Source organism: Robinsoniella sp., assembly GCF_034124845.1.
In genome coordinates this window covers 1-5,744 of sequence record NZ_JAWYAJ010000277.1, presented here as the reverse complement: position 1 = coordinate 5,744, position 5,744 = coordinate 1, and the positions used below count along the sequence as shown (strand labels likewise).

General features: G+C 44.0%; 3 protein-coding genes. All 3 read right to left on the bottom strand.

The annotated features are described in order from the left end of the window. Positions 1-113: 113 nt before the first annotated feature. Positions 114-746, bottom strand: coding sequence for a TetR/AcrR family transcriptional regulator (locus ACH2DQ_RS13535; protein ID WP_394912223.1), 633 nt, complete (start codon positions 744-746; stop codon positions 114-116). Beyond that, complete coding sequence (locus ACH2DQ_RS13530) at positions 747-4,943, bottom strand: efflux RND transporter permease subunit (protein ID WP_394912224.1); 4,197 nt, start codon at positions 4,941-4,943, stop codon at positions 747-749. It lies immediately after the preceding gene. A 144-nt stretch (positions 4,944-5,087) separates the two neighbouring features. Continuing rightward, positions 5,088-5,666, bottom strand: coding sequence for a ribosome biogenesis GTP-binding protein YihA/YsxC (gene yihA, locus ACH2DQ_RS13525; protein ID WP_394912225.1), 579 nt, complete (start codon positions 5,664-5,666; stop codon positions 5,088-5,090). Positions 5,667-5,744: the final 78 nt, after the last annotated feature.

The following is a 5,744-nucleotide window of genomic DNA, read 5'->3' as shown; positions in this document are numbered from 1 at the left end:
TCTTTTCATGTCAATACCTCCGTCCTCGCATTCTGCACAAATTTATAGTTGCTATTATATCAAACAAATACAAAACATACAAGGTTTTTGTTAGGAAAGGTTACAATTTTACTTTATCTCCAGACTTTTAGCACATTTTCATATGCAATCTGCTTAGCCTCTTCCACAGTCACCTCATCCGTCCCTGCTTTCCCGTCCAGATAGTACCAAAATGCAGATATCTGCGGGAAAAGTCCAACTGCTGCGCGGTAATAGGAAAGCTGCTTGGGAATCAGCTTTTCTTTGTATGCCTGATCCACTAACTCTCTGACAAAGCAGCGCAGCCCGCTGTCATATCCTTCCAGTTTCAGTATGCTTTCCAAATGCTCCTGTTCCATTGTAATGGATTGTGCATGAAAGCACAGATACTGGAGCCAGCTTCTTCTGGTTTTATAATTTTTCTCCATATTGTTCAGGATTTCGTACATTTTATCTGCAAAACAATCTCTTTTCATCACACAATGAGCCATATCACAGATGCTTTTATGGATGTTGTAAAGAATCGCCTTAGTTATAATTTCTTCTTTACTTTGAAAATAGTCATATGCCGTACCCTTCCCAATTCCCGCTTTCTGCGTAATGTCGGATACCTTAATGGAATGTAAACTCATTCCCTCAAGTACCAGGTCATTAACCGCTTCATACATTGCAGTAACCTTTGGGGAATTCATCTGCAGCAGTTCCTGTATCTTTCCTGCGTCCATCATTTATATTTCCTCCTCTGTGATGTCTTCTTTTCTGTTAAACAAATCATAAATACATGGAACCACAACCAGAGTCAGCAGTGTCCCGTAAATCAGGCCGCCGATGGTTACAATTGCCATTGGCTGAACCATATCGGAACCCATACCGATTCCCATAGCCATTGTGGAAAGTCCTAAGACAGTGGTCAGCGCCGTCATAATAATCGGTCGCAGTCTGGTCATTCCCGCTTCCACAATTGCTTCCCGTTTCTCCATACCTCCTTTTCTCAACTGGTTAATATAATCAACCAGAACAATACCATTGTTTACAATAATTCCGGACAGCATTACGAATCCGATCATAGCTATAACACTGACAGGGTTATTGGTAAAAAACAACCCTAACAATCCCCCGGTAAACGCAAGAGGTATGGTAAACATAATGATAAACGGAGAAAGCAGTGACTGAAACTGCGCCACCATGATCAGATACATAAATACCACAGCAAGACCAAGCATTTTATATACTTCTGTCATGGATTCATTTATCGTCTGATCCTCCCCTGCCATCTCTACAGTGTAACCTTTAGGCACTTCATATTCTGCCAGCTTTTTATTAATTTCATCCGATACAATACCGATATTTGCATCTTTATCCAATCCGGCCGTCACCGTTACATAACGGGTCTGTGCCTCCCTGTTAATCGAAGTAAAGCCTTCCGTATCCACAAATTTAACAATATCCATAAGCGGTACATCTTTTTCTTTTCCTTCTGCATCTTTTCCTGTAATGCGGAGTTTTTTAATTTCATCTCTGGTTAGCGCTTTGTCCCCGCCATCCATTACTATCACCGAATAATCTTTTGCATCTGCTGAAATGGTAGTTGCGGATTTCGCTTCCGCCAGCTTTCCCTGGAGATATTGGAATACCTGTGCAACAGTCAGCTGATATTCGGAAGCTGCCATTTTATCTACCACCAGACGCATTTCCTGAGTCTTCTCCTCAATTCCGTCTGAAATATCCTGCGTACCTTTTACATCTGTTACAATTTCCGCGACATCCGTTGCGATTTCCTTGATGGTATCCAGTTCACGCCCTTTCACCTTAATGGATACCCCGCTGCCGCCTAATGCCGACATATCCATGCTGGAAGTCTCTACCTCTATTTCACAGGGAAATCCTTTTGTTCTGTTTTTAATCTCTTGTGCTATCTTCTCGTTAGTGGCTTTCTTTTTTTCACTCAATAGCACATACATGGTTACTTTATTGGTTTTTGACTTTCCTGCACCCATCATACCGATGCCGGAATTACCCGCCATTGCTCCCACATCGGTCACATCCGGGATATTCAGAATTTCTTCCATAACTTTATCTGACATTTCACCAGTGTCTTTTAAGGTCGCTTCATCCGGCATGGTCAGACTCACATTCATCTGGGTACTCTCCATATCAGCCATAAAAGCAGTTCCTCTGGATACCGCCAATACACCGCTCAGTATCAGCAGAACTATGGAACCAATCAGTACAACCGGTTTAAACCGAAGTGCCAGCTTAATAATTTTTCCATAGCCCCCTATCAACCGGTCCAGTACCTTACTCTGCTTTTCTGCGGTATTTTTTAACAGTCCGGCTCCCATCATCGGTACCAGCGTCAGTGCTACCACAAGACTCGCCAGCAGTGAAAACGCTATGGTAAGCCCCATGTCCACAAAAAGCTGCCTGGTAATTCCTTTTGTAAATACAATGGGTGCAAATACACAAATCGTTGTCAATGTGGATGCCGCAATTGCACCTGCAACCTGATGGGCGCCTTCTACAGCCGCCTTTTTCACCGGAAGTCCTTCTGTCCTCAGACGGTAGATATTCTCGATTACAACAATGGAATTGTCTACCAGCATTCCCACACCCAGTGCAAGCCCGGACAAAGAAATGACATTTAAGGTAATTCCGGTAAAATACATCAGAACTATCGCTGTCATAATACTGATCGGAATAGAGAATGCAATAACCAGTGTGGGACGAAAACTCTTTAGAAATAAGAACAGTACAAGTATTGCCAGTATACCACCCATAATCATATTCTGGAGTACCGAATCCACTACCAGGTCTATGTATACTCCCTGATCCATCAGGGTAATAAAGTGCGCCTGAGGATTTGCCTGGGTCAGTTCTTCAAATCTGGCTTTGATCCGGTCCGAAACCTCTCCCGTAGAATATCCCGACTGTTTCTGCATGGTAAACAGAATTCCGGCATGACCGTTAATCTTTGCATATACCTCGTCACTGTTATCCGTTACGGCTACGTCTGCCACATCCGATAATTTTACGGGGTCTATACCATCTATATGCATATCCATTAAAACCAGACCGGATAAATCTTCCACCTCTGTAATCTTATCTCCTACCCGTACCAGATAATCTACCCCGTCTTCTGTAACGTATCCGGCGGGCATGGTAAAGTTCTGGGCAGCCAGAATCCCTTTTACCATATCCGTTGTTACAATCTGATCCAGATCTGCTTGATCATAAGCTGCATCCCGCTGGGAATTCAGCTGATCTTTTGCGGATTTCAGTTCTTTTTCACCATTGTTTAACTCAGCCTTGCCAGCTGCCAGTTCGATAGCAGCCGTTACCTTCTGCCTGTTTAGTTCTCCCAGCGCTTCCGCGACGGTTGCCTGTCCGGTTGCAATTTGCTCTTTCGCAGTTTCCAGCTGTACTTTCGCAGTTTCTAACTGGAGAGAACCTTCATCCAGCTGTGCTTTTCCATTCGTGATCTGATTCTGAAGTGCCTCAAGCTGGGACTTCAACACCTCAATCTGCTCTTTTCCCTGGGCAGCCTGTTTTTTGCCCTCTTCTATCAATGCCTCACCCACTGCTGTCTGATCCATGCCGGAAGATGCCTGCGACGCTTTTTCCAGCAGCGTCTTGCTCTGGATCAGACTCGTTTTGGTATCCCCAAGTTCTTTTAGTTTTTCATCGATCTGGCTTTCCTCTATGCCCATCTTTTTCAGTGCGTCTTCTATCGCTAGGATACCTGCTTCTGTCTGCTTCAGCTGCTTTTCCAGTTCTTCTACCTTATCAGACGGTGCCAAGTCTCCCATTGCCCGCAGCTGTTCCAGCGCCTTTGTCAGTTCTTCTTCTGCCTTTCTCAGTACCGGGAGCTTCTCTTTCGCCTGAGTCAGTGCCGCTTCAGCGTCTGTGATCTGCTGTATTTGGGTTTCCAGTTCTTTTAACTGTTCGGGAAGGGATTTCATCTGACTTGCCGCATCCTTTAATTCTTCTGCCTTTTTCTCCAATTCTGCTTCACTTTTTGCAAGTTCCTTTTCCTTGGCTGCCAATTCTTCCTGTCCCTGGGCAAACTTTCTTTCCAGCGTCTCGATAACCGATCTGGACATTTCCAGCGTCTGTTGTTTTTCTGCTATAGATGCAAGTGCCGTATCGATCTGGACTTCATTTTTCAGCAGTTCGTCCTTACCGCTGCTAATCTGCGCCTCTGCATTGGCAGTCTGGTCAGCCAGTTCTTGCTGTCCTGATTCCAGCTGTTTTTTCCCATCGTCAATCTTACTCTGGGCTTTATCCATTTCCGCTTTTGCATCTCCAAATTTAGCATCCAGAGCCGCAATGATTTTCTGATTTACTGCATCCACTTTTTCCTGGCTGATAATCACCTTTACATCTTCTTTAACATCTCCGGAAGTAGATGCAGAAGCTACTCCTTCAATACTTTCCAGATCCGGAAGTAATTTATTCTTCACCAGTTCCGTAAGTTCCAGGCTGCTCATATCGCCCGCTTCCACCGCTGCAACCATAATAGGCATCATATCCGGATTCAGTTTCATAATAATGGGGCTGCCCACGCTGTCTTCCCAATATCCTTTAATCTGGTCCAGACTTTCACGCATTTCAATAGTAACGGCGTCCATGTTGGCACTTTGGGAAAATTCCAGAATTACCTGAGACACATTTTCACTGGATACGGATGTTACATTTTCAATATTACTGATAGTTGCCATAGCCTGTTCCACCGGCCTGGTGACCATGGTTTCAACCTCCTCCGGGCTTGCTCCCGGGTATGTAGTCATAACAATAGCATAAGGCAGTGTCATATCCGGTAGCAGATCTGTCTTCATGTTTAAAAAAGACACCACCCCCAGTATTATAACCAGCACTACAGCCACAACCACCGTATACGGCCGTTTCACACTATAACGAGATATCATATTTCCTCCTTCCTTTGCTTCTAAATCCACAATTTTATATTTTTACGGACAACTTCTGTGTATTTCCGTCCGACCAGTCAGTCGGATTTCGGAAATTAAAAACCGCGACGGCAAATAAATACTGCTATCGCGATTTTGTTTCTATTACAGACTATCAATTAAAGCCCAGATCTCATCTCTACCTTGTTTTGTCTCTGCAGAAAATGGAATGATCTGCGTTCCCGCTGCCACATTCAGTCCTGTCCTGATTTGTTTTACATGCTTTGGAACCTGACTTCTTTTCAGCTTGTCCAGCTTCGTTGCAATAATGATTGGCTCATAACCGTTATGCAGAATCCAGTCATACATCGTCTTGTCATTTACAGAAGGCTCATGACGAATATCAATCAGCAGAAACACTGCTTTCAGCTGTTTCGATTCATGGAGATATCGCTCGATGAGCTGACCCCATTTTTCTTTTACCGCCTGGGCAACCTTTGCATAGCCATATCCGGGAAGATCCACCAGATACATTTCATCATTGATGTTATAAAAATTGATTGTCTGGGTTTTTCCCGGCTGGGAACTGGTTCTTGCAAGGGATTTCCGATTCATCAACCCATTGATTAAAGAAGATTTTCCTACATTGGACTTCCCTGCAAATGCAATTTCCATTTTATCATTATCCGGAAGCACACTGGTGATCCCGCATACAGTTTCTAATGCTACGTTTTTAATTACCATAATTTCCTCTCATCCGCCATTGCTGCGGTTTCAAACATGATCCCGGTTAAGCTTTTACCAGCGCCTCAGGCAAAATGT